Annotated in this window: 11 protein-coding genes and 1 pseudogene; 2 read left to right on the top strand and 10 right to left on the bottom strand. The window is 42.8% G+C overall.

Annotation, left to right across the window (positions count from 1 at the left end):
* Positions 1-28 precede the first annotated feature (28 nt).
* The 5 genes from V7K53_RS13785 to V7K53_RS13765 form a co-directional block, all read right to left on the bottom strand.
* On the bottom strand, positions 29-2,524 hold the full coding sequence (locus tag V7K53_RS13785; RefSeq protein WP_335198084.1) for an S-layer family protein: 2,496 nt from the start codon (positions 2,522-2,524) through the stop codon (positions 29-31).
* A 140-nt stretch (positions 2,525-2,664) separates the two neighbouring features.
* A complete protein-coding gene (locus tag V7K53_RS13780) occupies positions 2,665-5,427 on the bottom strand; it encodes an S-layer family protein (protein ID WP_335198083.1) in 2,763 nt (920 codons plus the stop codon).
* 64 nt (positions 5,428-5,491) lie between these two features.
* Positions 5,492-7,981: an S-layer family protein gene (locus V7K53_RS13775; protein WP_335198082.1), complete on the bottom strand. Its 2,490-nt coding sequence runs from the start codon at positions 7,979-7,981 to the stop codon at positions 5,492-5,494.
* 123 nt (positions 7,982-8,104) lie between these two features.
* Positions 8,105-9,886: a ShlB/FhaC/HecB family hemolysin secretion/activation protein gene (locus tag V7K53_RS13770; RefSeq protein WP_335198081.1), complete on the bottom strand. Its 1,782-nt coding sequence runs from the start codon at positions 9,884-9,886 to the stop codon at positions 8,105-8,107.
* A 540-nt stretch (positions 9,887-10,426) separates the two neighbouring features.
* Positions 10,427-10,594: a CopG family transcriptional regulator gene (locus V7K53_RS13765; protein ID WP_322662451.1), complete on the bottom strand. Its 168-nt coding sequence runs from the start codon at positions 10,592-10,594 to the stop codon at positions 10,427-10,429.
* Between the two features lie 775 nt (positions 10,595-11,369).
* On the opposite strand from V7K53_RS13765, the pseudogene V7K53_RS13760 reads away from it, so the two are divergent.
* A pseudogene (locus V7K53_RS13760) lies at positions 11,370-11,492 on the top strand (transposase); the annotation flags it as partial.
* A 174-nt stretch (positions 11,493-11,666) separates the two neighbouring features.
* Here the strand turns inward: V7K53_RS13760 and ureG are convergent.
* The 3 genes from ureG to ureE form a co-directional block, all read right to left on the bottom strand.
* Entirely contained in the window at positions 11,667-12,263 is a 597-nt protein-coding gene (gene ureG, locus V7K53_RS13755; protein WP_335198080.1) for an urease accessory protein UreG, read from the bottom strand.
* Between the two features lie 72 nt (positions 12,264-12,335).
* Entirely contained in the window at positions 12,336-13,028 is a 693-nt protein-coding gene (locus V7K53_RS13750; RefSeq protein WP_335198079.1) for an urease accessory protein UreF, read from the bottom strand.
* Positions 13,003-13,449, bottom strand: coding sequence for an urease accessory protein UreE (gene ureE, locus V7K53_RS13745; protein WP_335198078.1), 447 nt, complete (start codon positions 13,447-13,449; stop codon positions 13,003-13,005). The genes V7K53_RS13750 and ureE overlap by 26 nt, the downstream gene beginning before the upstream one ends.
* Positions 13,450-13,719: 270 nt before the next feature.
* Between ureE and V7K53_RS13740 the strand changes: the two genes are divergently transcribed.
* Positions 13,720-13,941, top strand: a complete 222-nt coding sequence (locus V7K53_RS13740) for a hypothetical protein (protein WP_335198076.1) — start codon at positions 13,720-13,722, stop codon at positions 13,939-13,941.
* A gap of 86 nt (positions 13,942-14,027) precedes the next feature.
* Here the strand turns inward: V7K53_RS13740 and V7K53_RS13735 are convergent, their stop codons facing one another.
* A complete protein-coding gene (locus V7K53_RS13735) occupies positions 14,028-15,791 on the bottom strand; it encodes a PAS domain-containing sensor histidine kinase (protein ID WP_442940490.1) in 1,764 nt (587 codons plus the stop codon).
* Between the two features lie 87 nt (positions 15,792-15,878).
* Positions 15,879-18,575: a sensor histidine kinase gene (locus tag V7K53_RS13730; RefSeq protein ID WP_335198074.1), complete on the bottom strand. Its 2,697-nt coding sequence runs from the start codon at positions 18,573-18,575 to the stop codon at positions 15,879-15,881.
* Positions 18,576-18,816 lie beyond the last annotated feature (241 nt).

Below are 18,816 nucleotides of genomic sequence, written 5' to 3'. Positions count from 1 at the left end.
CCCCTTTAGAGCATTATTTATAACATGATTAACTTTTAGGAACAGCAGCACAGGTTAATGATTGTTGCGCCTGAGTAGGAGATTTATCTGTAATTAACTCAATTTTTCCTTGTGTATTACGTCGCCAACCTGTAGCCTGGACAATAACTGCCTCTTTTGTGGGTATTTGGGCTATCACTTCGCCAGTTTTGCGGTAAGCAGACAAATCTCGTATATCATCCCAAGTGCGTAGGCGTAGCCCATCGTAGACATCACTCGTCAGCTGATTAGGATTTTGCGGCACACCACCTCGTCCCGTTGCCACAAAGCGGCTGCCTTCACTGCCTGCGCAGCCTGTAGCAATTTGCTGGGATGAATCGGTGACATTTGCAGGCAGTTCGACTAAACCCGAATTTGGATCGATACCGATAGTATTAACTTGAACCGTGCCACTTACCCCAAATTGGGAACTGGCGGTGATGTCACTATCAGAAGTGAGTTGGTTGCGGAACTTCAGCCCAAAGATGCCTTGAGTAGTGATTTGGATATTACCACCTCTGCCTCGTACTGCATTGGCAATAATGTCACTGTTTTTTAAGCCGACGATGATGGGTGCATTGATGTTTATATTACCTCCATTCCCTGAACCGCCAGCTGTTGAGGTTATCTGGCTATTGTCTTGTAGAAGCAACAGGTTTTTAGCGGACAATTTAATATTGCCACCATTACCGGATTCTGTTTGTGCTTGAATAAAGCCTTGATTCTTTAATTGGATGGCATCTGCACTGATATTAATATTGCCACCATTTCCACTACCTTGACTGGTGACACTGACTGTCCCGCCATTCGTCAGCGTTAAGTTCGGTGTGGTAATGCTCAAAGTACCGGCATTCGCCGTTAATATATCTGGCAGACCGAATCGTTTCCGCAATAAAGCATCGGGTCGGATGGTGGAGGCGTTAATGCTACTATTAGTTGCCCGACCTTGACCATTGATTGCGATCGCTTCAGTAGCATTGATACTCAAATCTCCTCCATTACCTGCAAAAAATGAGGTGGTAGCAACTGCTCCCCCATCCAGAATTTGCAATCTCGCAGTATTCAGGGTCAAGGTTTTGGCACTTCCGGTTGCAAATGTAGTTGAGCTAATGTTGCTGTAAAGTCCAGAGGGACTTTCTCCTATCACCGTGGTGTTGGTGTTGCGAATCGTCACTTTACCGCTAGAACCACTGCCAAAGGTAGCCGAAGATAGTGAGGCACCGCTTGATACTAGTAGACTATTACCATTAACGAAAACATCACCAGCATTTCCAGCGCCTAGTGTAGTGGTGTTTACCGTGGTGACGTTAGCAGGATTATTGGGTGAAAAGCCAGACAGTTCAATGGCGGTTGCATCAATGTAAATATTGCCACTGGGAGCTGCTCCAAGAGTTGTGCTATTCAAACCCGCTCCCGACTTGATAATGAAGTTGGGAGTAATAACGCTGATATTCCCACTAGCTCCCATACCCAAAGCATTACTACGCACTCCGCTCTGAATTGTGCCATCAGCTGTTTTGGCAATTAGATTAATGGACTCTGTAGCCTGAAGGCGAATCTCGCCGCCGGGGAGATTGCCAAAATTTTGCGCCAGTACTAGAGAGCCATCGGTGAATTGAATTTGCCTACCCTGAATTTGAACGGAACCTGCATTCACGCCGCTGATATCTAATAGCGATCGCTGTGCCAATTGAATATCGCCAAAGCTTTGTACATTAGCATATCCCAGTGTATAGCCCTGTGCGGTTGGTATCAGGTTGACCAATGCTGTACCGCTTACACTACCCAATTCAACTCGCCCTCTTTCAGCGACCAGGTTTGCCCCATTTAGATGTATGTCGCCACCCACTAAAGCTAGGGTGTTTCCCGGCTGTACCCGCAGTTTTGTAGAACTGGGAGTCTGAATCGGAGGAAGCAGAGCCAATCCACTGACATTCCTCAAAGTATGTCCTGTACCTTGAATGTTGATGGGTGCGGGATTGCTACCCAGTTGCAACCCAATGGGAACATTGATACTCAACAACGGTGCAGATTCAGAATTGATTACACTAAACTCAGCGCCATCGGCAAATTTAATACTGCTGGCAGTGGTACCAATAAATGAACCCCCAATGTTTAGTTGGGCATTAGCTCCAAAGATGATCCCACTAGGGTTGATCAAGAACAGACTAACGGGGTTGTTGCCGTTAATCGTCTGAATCAAGCCATCAATGTTAGAAATATTACCGCCGGTAACACGGCTGAAGATGGTAGAAATGTTGGGCGTGTTTACTAAATCAAAAGTAGCCGAACCACCAGTGGGAACCGAAAACTGCTGGAAACTGTGAAATAAGTTACTGTTGGCGGCACTACCGTTAGTAATGGTAAAGTTATTACCGCTTTGGGAGACAGTAGTATTGAGGGTGCCATCAGGAGTTAGCTGGGCACTTACAGAGGCACACCAAAGGAGCATCCCACCTGTCAGCATTAAATTAATTAAACCCCAGCAAACAGAAGGTGCTTTCATCGCTCACTTTCCATCAATACTTAGTATATATAGGGTTCCCTAAACGGTATTGTGTTTGAACAGCATCAAAAGTTTTAGTAGTCATCTTGGTGTAGCTTTGTGAAAACGAAACTTGCCGCAGGCATTGCAGTTGCTGGAACTTAAGTTCGTGCACCACAGGTTAAATATGGTTGTACATGGGTTGGTTGAGTCGCAATTAACTCAATTTTGCCTTGGATGTTGCGATACCAGGAACTAGCTTGAACAAGAACTTCTGAAGATTTAGGCATTTGTGCTGTGACTTCGCCAGTTTTACGGTATTCAGAGATATCGCGTACATCAGACCAAGTGCTTAGGCGTAGACCATCGTAGACATCGCTCGTGAGCTGATTAGGATTTTGCGGCAGACCACCTCGTCCCGTTGCCACAAAGCGGCTGCCTTCACTATCTGCACAGCCTGTAGTAATTTGCTGGGACGCATCGGTGACATTTGCAGGCAGTTCGACTAAGCCAGAATTAGGGTCAACACCAAAGTTATTAATTTGTACAGTACCGCTAACTCCAAATTGAGAACTTGCAGTAATATCACTTTCTGGGGTGAGTTGGTCGCGGAATTTTAGTCCAAATAAACCCTGAGTTTGAATATCGATGTTACCACCAGCCCCTTCAATCGCATTGGCTGTAATATCGCTATTTTCTAAACCAATAATAATCGGTGCATTAATACTGATATTGCCACCTGTGGCTGTACCTGTAGCATTGGTATTAATTTTACTGCCAGAACGCATCAGTAGAACATCAGCCGCTAGACTAATATTACCGCGATCGCCTACAGAAACTTCTGAAAGCAGACTGCCTCCTTGCTCCAGCTCGATCCGGTTGGCATTAACCAGCAAGTTACCTGAATTGCCACCACCCTTATTACTGACGGAAATTTGCCCACCATCAAGAACATTAAGCCGATCTGCTACTAGGTTAATTGAACCTGCATCAGAGGTAGCTGTTGAAGCAGCAGTAATACTACTGGGTAAAATGCGACCATCAGTTAAGGGTTGGGACATACCCTCTACGGTAATATTGTTGACTTGCAAATTAACATTACCCGCCGCACCATTGCCATCTGTGGAAGAGGTAATTTGTCCACCATTGAACACACGCAGGTTATCGGCTGTCAGGTTAAGGTTGCCACCTGAACCCACAGAACCATTACCCAGAGAAGCTTTGATACCTGTGATAGTTTGGCTATATCCATCAATCATCGGGTCGCTGACTTGTATATCTTTAGCTCGAATCTCAATATCTCCGGCTGTACCGTTTGCTCCTGGTATAAAAAAGCCCAAGAAATTTACTTGAGAACCTACTACCTCACTGGTAATGCCCCCACCATTTGATAATATGAGATTCCCTGTATCGATAGAAATGTTTCCTCCTTGTCCTGTTGTCCCAGATTCCAGCGAAGCGAGAACTGCACTAAATATACCAACAGGGTTAGCGCCTTGAATCTCTAAACTCTCGGTAGCTCGAATGGAGACTTCTCCTCCTGTACCATTCCCTCCCAACACACTGCTACTAATACGACCACCATTGAATAGGTGAACCCTTTGAGCATCAACAGTAACTTGTCCACTCTGATTATTACTTCCAGACAGAAGTAAATTAGCAATTGTAGTTGCAGAAGATCCAAGTAAAGTTTCATATCCCAATAGATCCACATCTGTAGCGTGAATGGTAATATTTCCAGTCCTAGAATTATTACCAGAAGTGCTGGACACAAGCCAAGCTCCATTAGTCATCTTTAAACGTCCAGTTTCGATGGTTATATTTCCTGCTTGTCCTGTTGCTGGTGGCCCTGGAAGTACAATTAATCCTAATGAATTGCCTACGGAAGTGCTGATCCCAGCGAAGAGAGGTTGGTTAATAAGATCGGTGGTTCCTAAAAGATCGATAAATTCTGTAGTGTGAACGGTAATACCTTTTCCTTGTCCAGCAAAGGTTGTTGCACCAATGTTCGAGCCATCCTGTAAGCTTAATCCCCGTCCCCAAATATTGATTGCGCCACCGTTGCTACCATCCGTAGTGACAAAAGAAGTTTGTTGCAGTGTAATTGTACCCCCGTTAACAGTATTTGGCAAAGAAGTGAGTTGCCATCCAGTTTCCTTGTCTAGGGCAATTTGTCCATTTTGCAGCGCCCATAATTCGATATGTCCATCAGGAGCAGAAATACTGGCACTATTAATATCAATCTGACCACCCACAAGTGCTAAAGTCTGATTGGGAATCACTGATAATGTTGGTAATCTAACAAAGAACAAACCGAAGCCTAACCCTGGAGGCCCTTGCACTTGAATTGGCGATCCTTGGACTTGAATTGCTCCCGCATTACTTCCCATCTGCAACCCCACGGGTACACTCATTGTTAACAACGGTGGTTCAGTGGAATTGACTGCACTAAATTCTATTCCATCGCTAAATTTGATACTACTCGCTGTTGTTCCGACGAACGAACCACCAATATTCAGGCTGGCATTTGGCCCGAATACAATCCCAGACGGATTCATCAAAAATAAACTGACTGGGTTATTGCTATTAAGCGTCCGAATCAACCCATCTACATTAGAAACATTACCGCCTGTGACTCGACTAAATATCGTTGTAATATTTGGTGTGTTCGTTAAATCAAAGGTTGCGCTGCCACCTGTCGGTACTGAGAAATTACTGAAGCTGTGAAATAAATTATTTCCTTTATTAATACCATCGAGAATAGAAAAATCATTACTAATGGCGTTGACAGTAGTGTTAGTTGTGCCATCCGATGTTACCTGAGCTAGGGTTGGTAGTGAGAGAGTGGAAGTGAACAAGCTAGTGGTCAATGCTGTTAACAACAATTGAAACCAGAGATTTGATTCTTTGTAGTTAATTCTCATCACCAATACCTTGATTGAACTCGTTAAAGTTAAAGTTCCCTTAAAGGTATGAAAAATAACATTATTAAATTTTAGGAACAGCAGCACAGGTTAATGCTGGTTGCACCTGAGTCGGAGAGTTATCTGCAACCAGTTCAATTTTGCCTTGGGCGTTGCGATGCCAAGAAGTAGCAGAGACAAGCACTTGTGGAGATTGAGGTATTTGAGCTTGTGCTGGTTGTGTTTTGCGGTATTCAGAGATATCACGGACATCAGACCAAGTGCTTAGGTGTAGCCCGTCGTAGATGCTCGTCACATCTTGATTGGGATTTTGCAGCACACCACCCCGTCCCGTTACCACAAATCGACTGCCTTGGTTTGCAGAACAACCACTGGCTATTTGTTGCGATGGATCGGTTACATTGGTTGGTAGTTGAACTAACCCAGAGTTTGGATCCACACCAATGTTATTGATTTGAACGGTACCGCTAACCCCAAATTCAGAACTAGCGGTAATGTCATTTTCGGGAGTGAGTTGGGGACGGAACTTGAGTCCGATAATCCCTTGGGTTGCGATTTGAATATTGCCACCCTTTCCTTTCACAGCATTGGCAATAATGTCACTATTTTCTAAACCCACAATGTTGGGAGCATTAATCGTAATATTGCCACCATTACCACTGCTACCTGCTTCTGCACTGATAAAGCTGCCATGACGCATCAGTAGTAGATCCCGCAGTTGTAAATTAGTGTTACCGCCACCGCCTGCTTTTGTGGATGCTGAAATGCTGGCCTTATTGTCAAGTCGTAGGGTGTTCGCCTGAATGTTCAGGGTACCAGCTTTACCTAAGCCAAGGTTTTGGACAAAAACTGTTGCACCATTACTGATGTTAAGAAGTGGGGTGTTAATCGTGGTGTTACCTGAAGTAGCGCTGGAAAATCTAAAAACAGTGCGAACAGCTGTACCAATATAGCTGGGATTTTCTGCATCTTTGACACCATTCACATCAATCGATTCAGACGCATTGATAGTCAGTGAACCCGCATTTCCTAAAACTATGCTAGAAGCTGACACTCTGCCGCCAGCTTGAACCGACAGCTTGCGGGTATCGATTTTCAAATCCCCTGCATTACCAAACCCAAATGTGGCAGTAGACAACAGACTAAAATACAAACCCTTTGGCGCTCCCTGATTTGTCACCTGAATCGTATCCGCCTTGACGATGAGATCGCCGCCATTGCCTGAAGCGTAGGGTCTTGCTGCTATATTGCCGCCAGCTAAAATCGACAGGTTTTGAGTAGAGATGTTAACATTTCCACCTTTTCCAGCCCCATAAGAAGCAGCTAATATTTGGCTGACTGCTCGAAAAGGAGAAGGATCGCCAAATGCAAAACCATTCACCCGCATTTCATCAGTATTTATTGCAATATTGCCACCCGGTGCTGTGCTAAAAGTACGGTTTAAGATATATCCACCCCCATCAATATTCAATTGTGGGGTGGTAACGATAATATTCCCTGCTGCACCTGGAGATATAGTTTCATTAATTAAACTGCTGGAACTTTTAAAATCAGGAGACTTGCCGATCATCTGGAGGGACTCTGTGGCATTGATTGCAATATCACCAGCAGTTTGGTTGCTGCGATTTTGCACTAATATCAGCGAACCATCTCGGATGCTGACCTGTTTACCCTGAATTTGAATGGTTCCTCCCCATTGCCCAATGAGGTCGCGTGTAGATGCTAAAGCTCGTTGGGTTATCTGAATATCGCCAAAACTCGAAGCTTTAGGATAACTCAGCGCAAATCCTTCAGGGATGGAATTGAGGGTGACGCTGCCGTTAGTGATGCTACCCAGTTCTATTTGTCCTCCTGGTGCGGAGAGCAATCCTCCATCTAAGGCAACATTCCCACCCAGCAATGCCAGCGTCTTTCCAGATTGCAACTGTAATCCTCTGGTACCGAGGTTTAATCCAGAAACCTGAAGTGAGTCGCCTAATTGAGCATTGTGTCCTGACCCTTGGACGGTAATGGCTCCTGGATTACTACCAAATTGCAAGCCAACTGGCACATCGATCGTCAACAAAGGGGCTGGTGTCGTGTTGGTAGCACTAAACTCCACCCCGTCAGAGAACTTGATGCTGGTTGCAGTTGTACCAACAAACGATCCACCAATATTCAGTTGGGCATTGGCCCCAAACAAAATACCCGCAGGATTGAGTAGAAATAAATTGGCGCTACCGTTGGCACGGATTAACCCATCGATATTAGACACACTACCACCTGTAACACGGGCAAAGATATTTTGGATATCGGTGGCATTATCGAAAAAGGCGGAACCATTTGTAGGCAAAGAGAACTGGCTGAAGCTATGGAACAAGTTTTTCCCAATCTGATTGCCATTGATGATGGTGAAGTTATTATCAGTTTGGGAGACGGTGGTGTTGAGGGTGCTATCAGGTGTCACCTGGGCGTTGGTTGAATTACTCCAGAGGAGCATAGCAGCCAGAGGCATAAACATCCCACTTCTCAATATACTATTCACCAAACCCAGCCAAATAAAGGTTGTTTTCATTTAGTTCGCCAACATTTCAAATTGCCTAAAACCATGACCAGCAAAACTCTAAGAGCTTTTTGAATAAAACTCTCTGAGCAATCCGTATTTATATATTCATAGTCATAAGGATTATTGATTGCCTCAAAACGCTGAATAACTTATTGAGAAGTACAGTCCATTTTCCTGGAGCGATCGCTTTTCCCCGTCCACTGAAATCAAAGGAATGCCCCAATCTATGCGGGCCAAAAAGTCATCACCCTGTTTCCATAACAGCCCCAATCCAGTACTAACAAGCGTACTTGGTGATGGATTTTCGCCTTTGGTATTCCAGCCTTTACCTACATCAACGAAGGGTGTCAGTTGCAACACTCCGCCAATTTTAGCAGCGCGGACAATTGGGACTCGAAACTCCGCCGAAAATAACAGACCATTATCTGTGAGTAATGCGTCTTGGCGATAGCCCCGGACACTTAGCTGTCCACCAAGACCAAATTGCTCCAAAGGTACTAAGGAATCTGCTGCCAATTGGAAGTCGCCCCTAGCTAAAAATAGAGTATCCGGTGCTAATTGCCGCACCCACTGCGCCTGTCCCCGCCACGCAAAAAAGCGGCTATCTGGTTCATTCTCACTGACATTAGCATCGAACCAATCTACACCAAAACTCAATTGCGATCGCGCCGCAAATACATACTGGTTGCTTCGCTGGGTATATTCTTGAAAAAAGCGCAGGGCAGAAATATTGGTTTTTCCGTTGGCATCTGCACCTGGGGAGAGCCGAAACGGCCCAATGTTATCAAGACCTAACTCAGTTTGGCTTGACTGGCGGGAGAACGATAGCCCCACCGCCAACTCTTGGGTTGGTTTTTGCACCAGTGGTTGCCGATAGCTCAATTCGTAAGAGCGGGTATTTGACTGGATATCAAGGACACTGAATGGTTCCTCAATCACGTGGTTCCATCCTTGACTAAAACCGAAGGATACAGTGCCATTACGGGCATTAATCGGCAGCGTGTAATTGACATTGATTGTATTACTGCCATCGGTATTTGCGTATCCCACGCTCAGGGTATCGCCCAAACCCAATAAATTGGCTTCTTGCAGATCCACTCCCCGACGAAAACTGCCCACACTTGGCGATCGCCCATTATCCAGGCTTGCTGTCAGCTTAAAAGTTTCTGCTTCTTTAACCTCCACTTGCAACACATTGGTTCCGGGTTGCACGCCCGTCTGCAACTCGGCTGACAGGTTTTGAATCCGCGGATTGAGACGGAGTAGTTGCAGCTTTTCTATTAAACGTGGTACATTTAGGGGTTTACCTGCACCAAGTTTAATGCGATCGCGAATGTATTGAGTGTGTAATCGCCTATTACCGACAATCTTAATTTCTTGCAAACTACCCTCAATCACCTGGATTTTGATAGTCCCAGCTTCTATTGTCTGTGGTGTAATCAATGCGCCTGTGGTGACATAGCCGTTATCAGTGTAAAGCTTGGTGATGGCATCTTTAACTTGCAACAACTCTGCAAATGTCAGTTCCCGTCCCACAAAGGGATTTGTGACAGCGGCAAACTGTTCTGCTTTGAAAACTGTACTGCCCACAACTTCAATGCGATCGACCCGAAATTTGGTATTAGGGTCATTCTGTTCCAGAATCGGCTGATTCGGTAGTTGTAGGGATGGAAGCAATTGATTCTCGTCTGGTGGCTTGGGTAGCACATCCGACGGTAACGGAGTCTCAGGAAGATCGTCTAACCGAACTGGGGGTAACGTCTGAGGTTCAGGAGTTTGGGCGATTGCATCCTGATAGTTACACAATATTGCGGCGATCGTAAAGCTGAGTGTTATAAATCCAGCAAAAATCCTGAGTTCGCCCACGGACTTGCTTACCTTCGGCTGATTTATAACCAAGGTTTTTCTAAGCATTATTTGTAATTAAATAAATTAGGAATTAAATTCTTAATACTTTGGAAAGTATAAGTAAATAAGTGGTAAGTACCATATCTAACTTAAATTTTTTCCGAAAAGATCAGTAATATTACTAGTTGTCAAAAAATAGTTCAGGAGCAAAGCCAGATACAAGAAGGGTATTCTGCGCGAAAAAATGGATAATTACTGCTTAAAGACAGCCACAAAACTTGAAATTTGGTAGTTTACAAAACACTTGCAGACTCAATACCGCTACATTTAAGCAAGCTAGTAAGAACATCTTGATACTGAATTCTACCTTTTATTCAATTAATTTGATATTTTTAATTATGCAAGTGTATCAAGATGATTGCACCATATCCAAAGCAAAAGTCAGAGCGAAGATTTCCTCGGCTCTGAACTTTGTAAGAGAGTATTCTTATTTAAATTCCCTAACTTTAGTTATAGGGATTCACTGTTAGCTGATAACTGTTAAGCAGCATATTTCACTGACAAATTAAGATGTAATTATCCTGTTTCACCTTTTTGCAGTCTGATTCATGAGCTTTCAGAGGCTTTTTCATCTTTAGGATAAAGAGAGCGAATTAACTCCCGAATTACATCAGTTGCTGGTCTGCCAGTCGTTGAACAGTATTGTTCAAGCTTCTGTGCCTCGCCTGATGTGAGATTGATTGTAAGTCGTTTAACAGCCCATTTTTTATTCATGTACTAGACAAGGTATGTTTTTAAACTACTTCTCTAATATCAATCATCTAAACTGCTCTTACAATGGTATAAGTAATGACATTTAGTTCAAGTAATGATGAAGTTAAATAGGATATTTTTCCCAGCAATAGTGAAAAGATGAAGTAGATTCTAAATTATAAAGTTAAGCTCCTTTCCGGGCAGTAATTATAAATAGAATGTAAAAATAACAGTAAATATATCAATACAAAATAAGTATTCTCACAGAACAGTTGAAGATAATAATATAGAATTCGCGGCGACACACATTAAACCCACCTCCCAATACTTATCGGGTTTTGGGGGAAAGGTGAAAGGGAAAGGGTTTGAATCTACCTTTCTCGCAAGCTCAGTAACCTTTCCCCAGATTAAAACAGGGATTGTTGGGTTTATCCGAAAAGTATTGACCCATCTCCAGGGAATACGGTTCGGATAAGCATTTTTCACAATCGAGTGTGGTCTGGAGAAAGGGTAAGGGGTAAAGGGGAAAAGATGTACTCAAAACATGAGTCCCTTTCCCCTTTAACCGAACCGTATTGCAGCACCTCCAGAGGTTTTAAAGCCTGGATATTCTTTTAGACTACCTGGTGAGAAGGAATTGCCTGCGTTTGTGTCGTAGCGAATTTCATTTTCCCAATCTTTTTTAAACTTAATTGGTTTTAATTGTTAGAGCTGATTCGTAAAGAAAATCTAAAGAGAACAGAGCCTTGTTTTACTAAGACTATAAGCTAAATCAATAGCATTTATGTTGTTGTTGATGAGCCGTCTACCCGCAATTGAGAAGCAAGAGCGCAAACCCTACCCAAGTGATTTAAGCGATGCCGAATGGTTAATTCTCAAGCCTCTTTTACCCAGACCCAAGGGATTTGGGCATCCGATTATGAGTTGTACATAGAGTTAAGTGAAGCAATGATTTATGGCTCATTGATTCGTCTAATGGTCAAGCAAATGGCATCTTAAGATTTTCTTTATGAATCAGCTCTTAGTCCGCGCAGGCGGACTTGGTTTGTATAGTCGCGAATTTTATTCGCCCTGGTTCTAAATTCTTATTTTTTCAACAAATATTTGTGCAAACAAAGTGAATTACATCTGCAAGTCCAGACTGAGTTTTTAAATTAGTAAAAATAAAAGGTTTATTGCCGCGCATTTTTTTAGCATCTCGTTCCATCACACTTAAATCTGCACCAACGTAGGGTGCTAAATCAGTTTTGTTAATCACCAACAAATCAGATTTGGTAATGCCAGGTCCACCTTTGCGGGGAATTTTATCACCAGCCGCAACATCAATGACGTAAATCGTTAAATCCACTAATTCGGGACTAAAAGTAGCAGCCAAATTATCGCCGCCACTTTCCAAAAACACTAAATCTAAATCGATAAAACGTTCCTCTAACTGTTCAATTGCCGCCAAATTCATCGAAGCATCTTCGCGGATAGCAGTGTGAGGACAACCACCAGTCTCTACACCCAAAATGCGATCGCTTGCCAACGCCTGAGAACGCACTAAAAACTGAGCATCCTCCTGAGTATAAATATCATTCGTCACCACCGCAATCTGATACTGCTCGCGCAATCCCTTGCACAAAGCATCCACCAAAGCCGTCTTCCCCGAACCCACTGGGCCAGCAACTCCCACTCTAAATGCATTCATTTTTATTTGTCCTTTGTTATTTGTCCTTGGTACATGGTTATCAGGACTTAGTTTTTAACCAATGACCAATAACTAACTCCTAAACAACCTTGTATACTGTGTTTCATGCTGCATACTCGCTAGCGACAAACCCCAACTACAACAAGCGAGTTGATCGTCCTCCAATGCAAGAATTTCTAATGTCGCAGCACTGAGTAATGGTTGCAAATCTAGCAATAACTGCTGTCCTGCTGTTTGTCCAAGGGGGATGAGTTTCACGCCAGCAGTAATTAAATTACTTGCCCAACTATGCAGGTATGCGAGTAATGCGGCTTGGATACTGATTTGCCAATGGGCAACGGCAATACCAAAAGCGATCGCATAATTGCAAGGATTACCGACAGTATTGGCAATAGGTACAATCTGCGGTTCTAGTTTACCAAGTAATTGGATCAGCGATCGCCCCATCTGCCAACTAGAGGCGCGTAATTCTTCTGTTTCTCTAGCAGCGGATAACCACAGATTCCAACGGCATAGCGAATCAATATCACCTATTTTTACAGCTTGCTGCGATCGTACCATCACCGCCGCCTCTAACCGAATTGCTCCGTAGAGCAACTCTGCTTTTAACCAATCTTTGAGATTTGTCTGGTTAGCGATCGTACCATTTTCTACCAGCATTTCCAAACCTTCAGAATAACTATATGCTCCCACAGGTAAAGCGGGACTAGCCAGCTGCAAAATACTCAAAAGATGGCTATCAGTGAGCATGATGGTGTTGTCCATAAGCTCCCAATTCTGGCTGAAACGGTAAAATTTCCTCTTTAACTTCTAACCCCAATTGTTCCAACATCGTGCGTAAAACCGAATCTGAGGACAAACGTAAATAAGTCGGAGTAATTTCTACAGGCACATGGCGATTTCCTAGATGGTATGCCGCCCGTAATAATAAAATTGGTGTTTGGGCAAAGGCAGTCAGAACTAATTCTGGTTTAGCAGTAATTCTGATTAAACTGCTATGGGTTTCTTCTTGCAGAATATCGCCATCGTGTAAAACAGTTCCTCTGGGTAAATGTAAAAACACAACTTTACCATCTTCAGTTTCAAAGCGATGACGACTGCGGGTACGTTCTTCTGCTGTCAGCGCCAGAGTAAAAGTAACTGTAGCATCGCAATTAGGTGGTTTAAGTTGGGTAAATGTCAGCATACAGAGTTTCGCTTGATTTTCCGCTTTTCATTATGGTTCTAATTTAAATACAATATCTGCCTTGCCGGAAGAAAATCGCATTTGTTTAAAAAATCCTCAGATAATTTGATACAGCATTTTTTGATCAAACCACCACAAAAACGGGAGCATCTCAGTTTTCTAAAAAGCCCTAGCGAATGGAATTCGCGGCTATATAGACAAAACCAAACTGAAATAGTAGCTGAGTTATTTTTAAATTTCATAAAAGAAAAAATTAATCTATAAACTTTTATGCGGTTAGCATCTGCTGTAAAAATTGTGTTTATTGAAGACTTAAATAAGTTAATCAAAAATACTAACAATAATTATTATTTAGGAAATTTAATTGGCTCTGGATTGACAGAAGTATCCTCAACGGTAATTATAATTAGTGGATATGATGTAGTTCATAACAGTGTTCGCATTTCTGCATTAGGTAAGTTATTTATGAGGCTTATGAATAATAAAAGCTAGAATTGTACCTCTTCTCTTTCGTCACCAAATTACTTCTTTTCTTTCTTAGCTTTCTTCTTGTATTCCTGATTCGTTAACAAAAAGGTTTAATTAGCAACTTCATCCTGTAGCCTACTAATAGGCAATGTAAACCAAAATGTTGCACCTTCATCCAATGCACTATTAACACCTATTTCGCCGCCGTGAGCATGGATGATTTGCTTACACAGATACAATCCTAATCCCAAACTTACAGAATTGCCGATGCTTGTACCCCGAAAGTAAAGGTCAAAAAGCCGATCGCTTTGTTGTTGACTAATTCCTACGCCATTATCAGTAACAGTACAATAAATCATGTCATCCTGACAGGTAGCATTGATTGTCAAAAGCAATTCTGGGGGATTATGTTTAAGAGCGTTGACGATTAAGTTAGAAAAAACTCGCCATAGTTGCGTGGGATCTGCATTCACCAATGGCAAATCTGCGGATACCAAATTTGTGAGCTTGGCTTGATTTTGTGTCAACAATGGCTCTAAATCTGCGATCGCAGCTTCGACAACTGTCAGCAATTGTACGGCTTGGCGTTGTAAAACTATACCTTGCACCTCGCTGATATGAGTTTCCATCAACGAATTAATTAAGTTAAGTTGGCGATCGCTACTTTGAATCATCCGCTCTAAAATTGAGCGGGAAATCGCAATATTTTCCTCTGAACGAGCCAGCAAATTCTTCAGCACCATTAAAGTACCCAGTACTGGATTGCGTAAATCGTGGGAAACTGCATGGAAAAATACTCGTAGTTCTTCTTCAGTTTGTTTGCGCTGAGTAATGTCTTCAATCAAACCTTCGTAGTAAAGCAGTTTTCCTTTTTCGTCACGGACTTCGTAGGCTTTTTCTGAAATCCAGACAATACTCCCATCCCGGCGATAAATTTGGGACTCGAACTCGGAAACGCTGCCATACTTTTCCATCAAGCGCACAAATTCTGCCCGGCGGTTTGGATCGACATACAATTGTTCAATATCAGTGAAATTTGCTGTCACCTCGTCTACTAAGGAATAGCCATAAATACGTGCTAAAGCAGGATTTGCCGTAATGTAATGTCCATCGGGACTGCTTTGAAAAATTCCTTCAACGGCGTTTTCAAAAATGCTGCGATATTTAGCTTCGGCAACCTTAAGTTTTTGGTAGGCAGATTCCAGTTCTTGGCGGGCGAAAAATTCAGAACGTTGCAGGCGATCGTACAGATAAACACCGATGTCACATATCGTACAAAACCAAAAAATGTATAAAATAAACGTTACATTATATATTTCTGGATGGTCGGGGATTGGTGTTTTTAGCTCAAGTACTGTATTCACACCAAAATAGTAAATCAGCACACTCACTTGAGTCAGCAAGTGAAGAATCCAGCAGACGGGCATCAACACAGCTTGGCTTAAGAACAACAGCGACCAGCCGATGGTATCGGGTAGTGCAAAACCTCTGATGGTTGCAAACAACTGCGACGCTAAACTAAGTGACCAAGAAGACCCTAAAAATAATAAATCTGGACGATGACGACCTAGTTTAGTTTTATGTAAAGCAAAGCAAATAATTATGCTTGCAAGCATTGCAACATTAATTACTAGGCGTTGAGTTCTAAGTACTTCTGGCAGCGGTTGCAACTCTGCAAAAGGAAAAAACAGGCCGTAAACGTCTCGCAAAGTAAAAGACAACAGACAGATCAGCGCCAGCCATAACCATAAACGTAATCTTTGCCACAAAAAACGGTTACGCCAAACTCTGTAAAGAGTAATGATTTCATCTGTTGTTGGTGCAGAAAAGGTTTTTCTCCACCACCTTTGCACTGTTGTCAATGGAGTAGCCATTAGCATCCGAGCAACTTTGCCCATACCTTGAGGGTGTTTCCTTTACTCAACATTGCCATAAATAACACCCTCTCATTTTTTGGTGATTTATGGGCGATTTGTTGCGGATGAAGTTGCCAAAGGTAGTGTAAACCAGAAAGTTAACCCACGCTTGCGGTTACTCATAACCCCGATTTCGCCGCCATGCGCCTTAATAACTTTCCGACAAAGATACATTTTTAAGCCAATGCTTGTAGAGCAACAATCTTGAGGATCGCGGACATGGAGATCGAAGAGGCGATCGCACTCTAATTTACTCATTCCCACACCGTTATCTTGAATCTGAGTGCGAATCATTCCGCCCTCAACGGTGGCGCTCAGGGTAAAATTTAATCCTGGCGGATTATTGTGCAAGCTATGTGCAATTAAATTTACCAAAACTTTCTGCAACCGAGTCCCATCTGCCATTACTAACGGTAAGTCTGCGGGAACCAAGTTCTTCAGAGTCGCTTGATTTTGTGTCAGCATGGGTTCCAACTGGGAAAATGTGCCTCCCAGTAGGGTGCTAAATTGCACAGGTTCGATTTTGATCTCAAGACCCTGTTTTTCACAAGAATTAATTTCTAGCAATGAGTTAATCATCGTCAGTTGGCGATCGTTACCCTGAATCATTCGCTCGATGATTGAGCGAGATATTGGGATTGAGGATTGGGCACTTGTACTTGAAGTATTGGGGATGGGGTATGGGGCATGGGAAAGAGGCAGAGGGGCAGAGGGGATGGGGGGCAGAGGGGAAAGACTTGCTGTAATTGCTCCCCTGCTCCCCTGCTCCCCTGCACCTCGGTCACTGAGCGCAGCCTCTCGTAAAGAAGTGCTGCTCTCCACTCCCTGATTTAACAAATTCTTTAACACCATCAAGTTACCCATCACGGAAGTTCGTAAATCGTGGGCAACTGTGTGTAAAACTACATCTTTGACACGATGCAATTTTTCAACTTCTTGCATTTTCTGCTGCAACTGTGCTGTTCGTTCTTGGACTTGGTATTCTAAATTAGTGTTGAGTTCTGCTAGCTTTTGGCATATCTGACTTTGTTGAATCGCGATCGCTAGCTGTTCTGACATCTGCTGCAACAAATCAATTTCTATTGGCTGCCAATGACGCGGCCCTGAGCATTGATTGGCAATTAACGCCCCAAATAATTCGTCACCTAGCATAATTGGTACAGCCAAGCTAGCCTTCGTTTGGAATTTTTGACAGTGTGCTTTTACTTTGGGAGATGCTGATATTTGCGTTACGTCTTCAACGACACGCACACGATTATCTTTTAATAAGTTTCTTAATTCTTGTAGATAAGCTTCATCATTAGTAGACCAACCTGAGACTGATGGATACTTAGGATCTACTGATTCGGCAAGAGTTTTGACTCCTAAATTAGCATTATTTAAACCAATGAAAACTCGATCTGCTTGGAGAAATTGCCTAACTTCCGTCACGGTGGTTTGGAGAATTTGCTCTAAATTCAGCGAAGATCGAATTCGCACTAGGGTTTCTGCCAACAAGCGATCGCGTTGGGCGCAAAAGCGTAATTGTGCTTCTACTTGTTTGCGTTCTGTAATGTCGTGATGCACTGCTAAAATGGCAGGAATACCATTTAAATCAATCACTTCGGCTGACAGCAGCGTTGTAATTATCTCGCCAGATTTTTGCCGAAAATCAATTTCTAAGTTACGAGCAACTCCCGTGCTTTGCAACTCTTGCACTAAGTTTAGGCGGTCGCGATCGTGTACCCAAAGATTTAACTCAAAAGAAGTTTTACCAATTGCCTCATCTCGCCCATAACCGGAAAGATTTACAAAACTGTCGTTAACTTCGATAAAGCGTCCTTCTTGCAGCGTGCTAATGGTAATTGAATCGGGACTGCAACTAAAAGCTTTAGCAAATTTTTGGGCAAGATTTTGTAAGGCAACTTCCCCTTGTTTGCGATCTGTGATGTCTCGGACAATTGCTAGTACCTCATCTGTACCGCTAACTACCAACCGCGCCTCATAATCTCTGATTCCCAAAGATGTTGGTAGTTGATATTCACAAGTTTGCAAAATTCCAGAATCTAAAGTTTTAGCGATCGCTACTTGGCTAATGGCTGCAACATCACTCGGTAATAACTCTTGCAAATTTTTTCCAACTATTTCTTCTCTCGAAAGAGTGATATTTGCACCCTCACTTTTCAAATCTAGATACTCGCCATCGCGGCTGATGCGAAACATCAAATCGGGGATAGCATCCAAAATTGCTTTATACCGTGCTTCACTCGCTTGCAATTTTTCTTGGGCTTGTTTTCGGTCTGTAATATCCATAACCAAGCCATGCCAAAGAAAATCGCCATTTTCTTGTAATTCGGGTTGCGAAGTACCTTGAATCCATTTCAGTTTGCCACTAGGCGTAACAATCCGACCTTCCCAATGCCAAATAAGAGTATTGCGACAAACAGCAATAGATTCTGTAAAAGCTTGTATATCCTGTGGATGAATCAGTTTACGTAACACCCGAAAGTCTGCCTGTACAACTTCTGGTTCTAATTCATACAAATATTTACAACCAGAACTAATATAAGGGATAAATACAGAACCATCCTGCCGTTGCAGAATTTGGAAAATCATCCCCGGTAAATTGGCAGCAATTGTTTCCAACAGAGCGATCTTCTCTGGTAGAAAATCTGGTTTATGCCGTGATTTTAGAATTTCATCCACTCTTAGACCCTTTGATATATAAGCAATTGGCATAATATTCAAGGTAATCATAGCCATTGTAAAAGTTTTTTAGCTGTCGGCGAGATCGCTAACAGGAAAAAAGTGGCTCTACTTTCAGAGTAGTTCTGGATGCTGCGATCGCATTCACCCAATCGGGTGAACCATTTGTCAAATAGCGAATCAGTTCAGGAGTGCTGATTCACTTTGAGGCAAAGGTTTCAATTCTTTTTTGAACACTAAGTACAGTTTTGCATAAATTCGTAGCTTTTTTAAACGCAAATAAATGCAAAGAGAATAT

Origin of the sequence: Nostoc sp. (assembly GCF_036917355.1) — a bacterium.
GTDB lineage: Bacteria > Cyanobacteriota > Cyanobacteriia > Cyanobacteriales > Nostocaceae > Nostoc.
The sequence above is the reverse complement of the archived record's forward strand: the minus strand, read 5'-3'. Positions and strand labels throughout refer to the sequence as shown.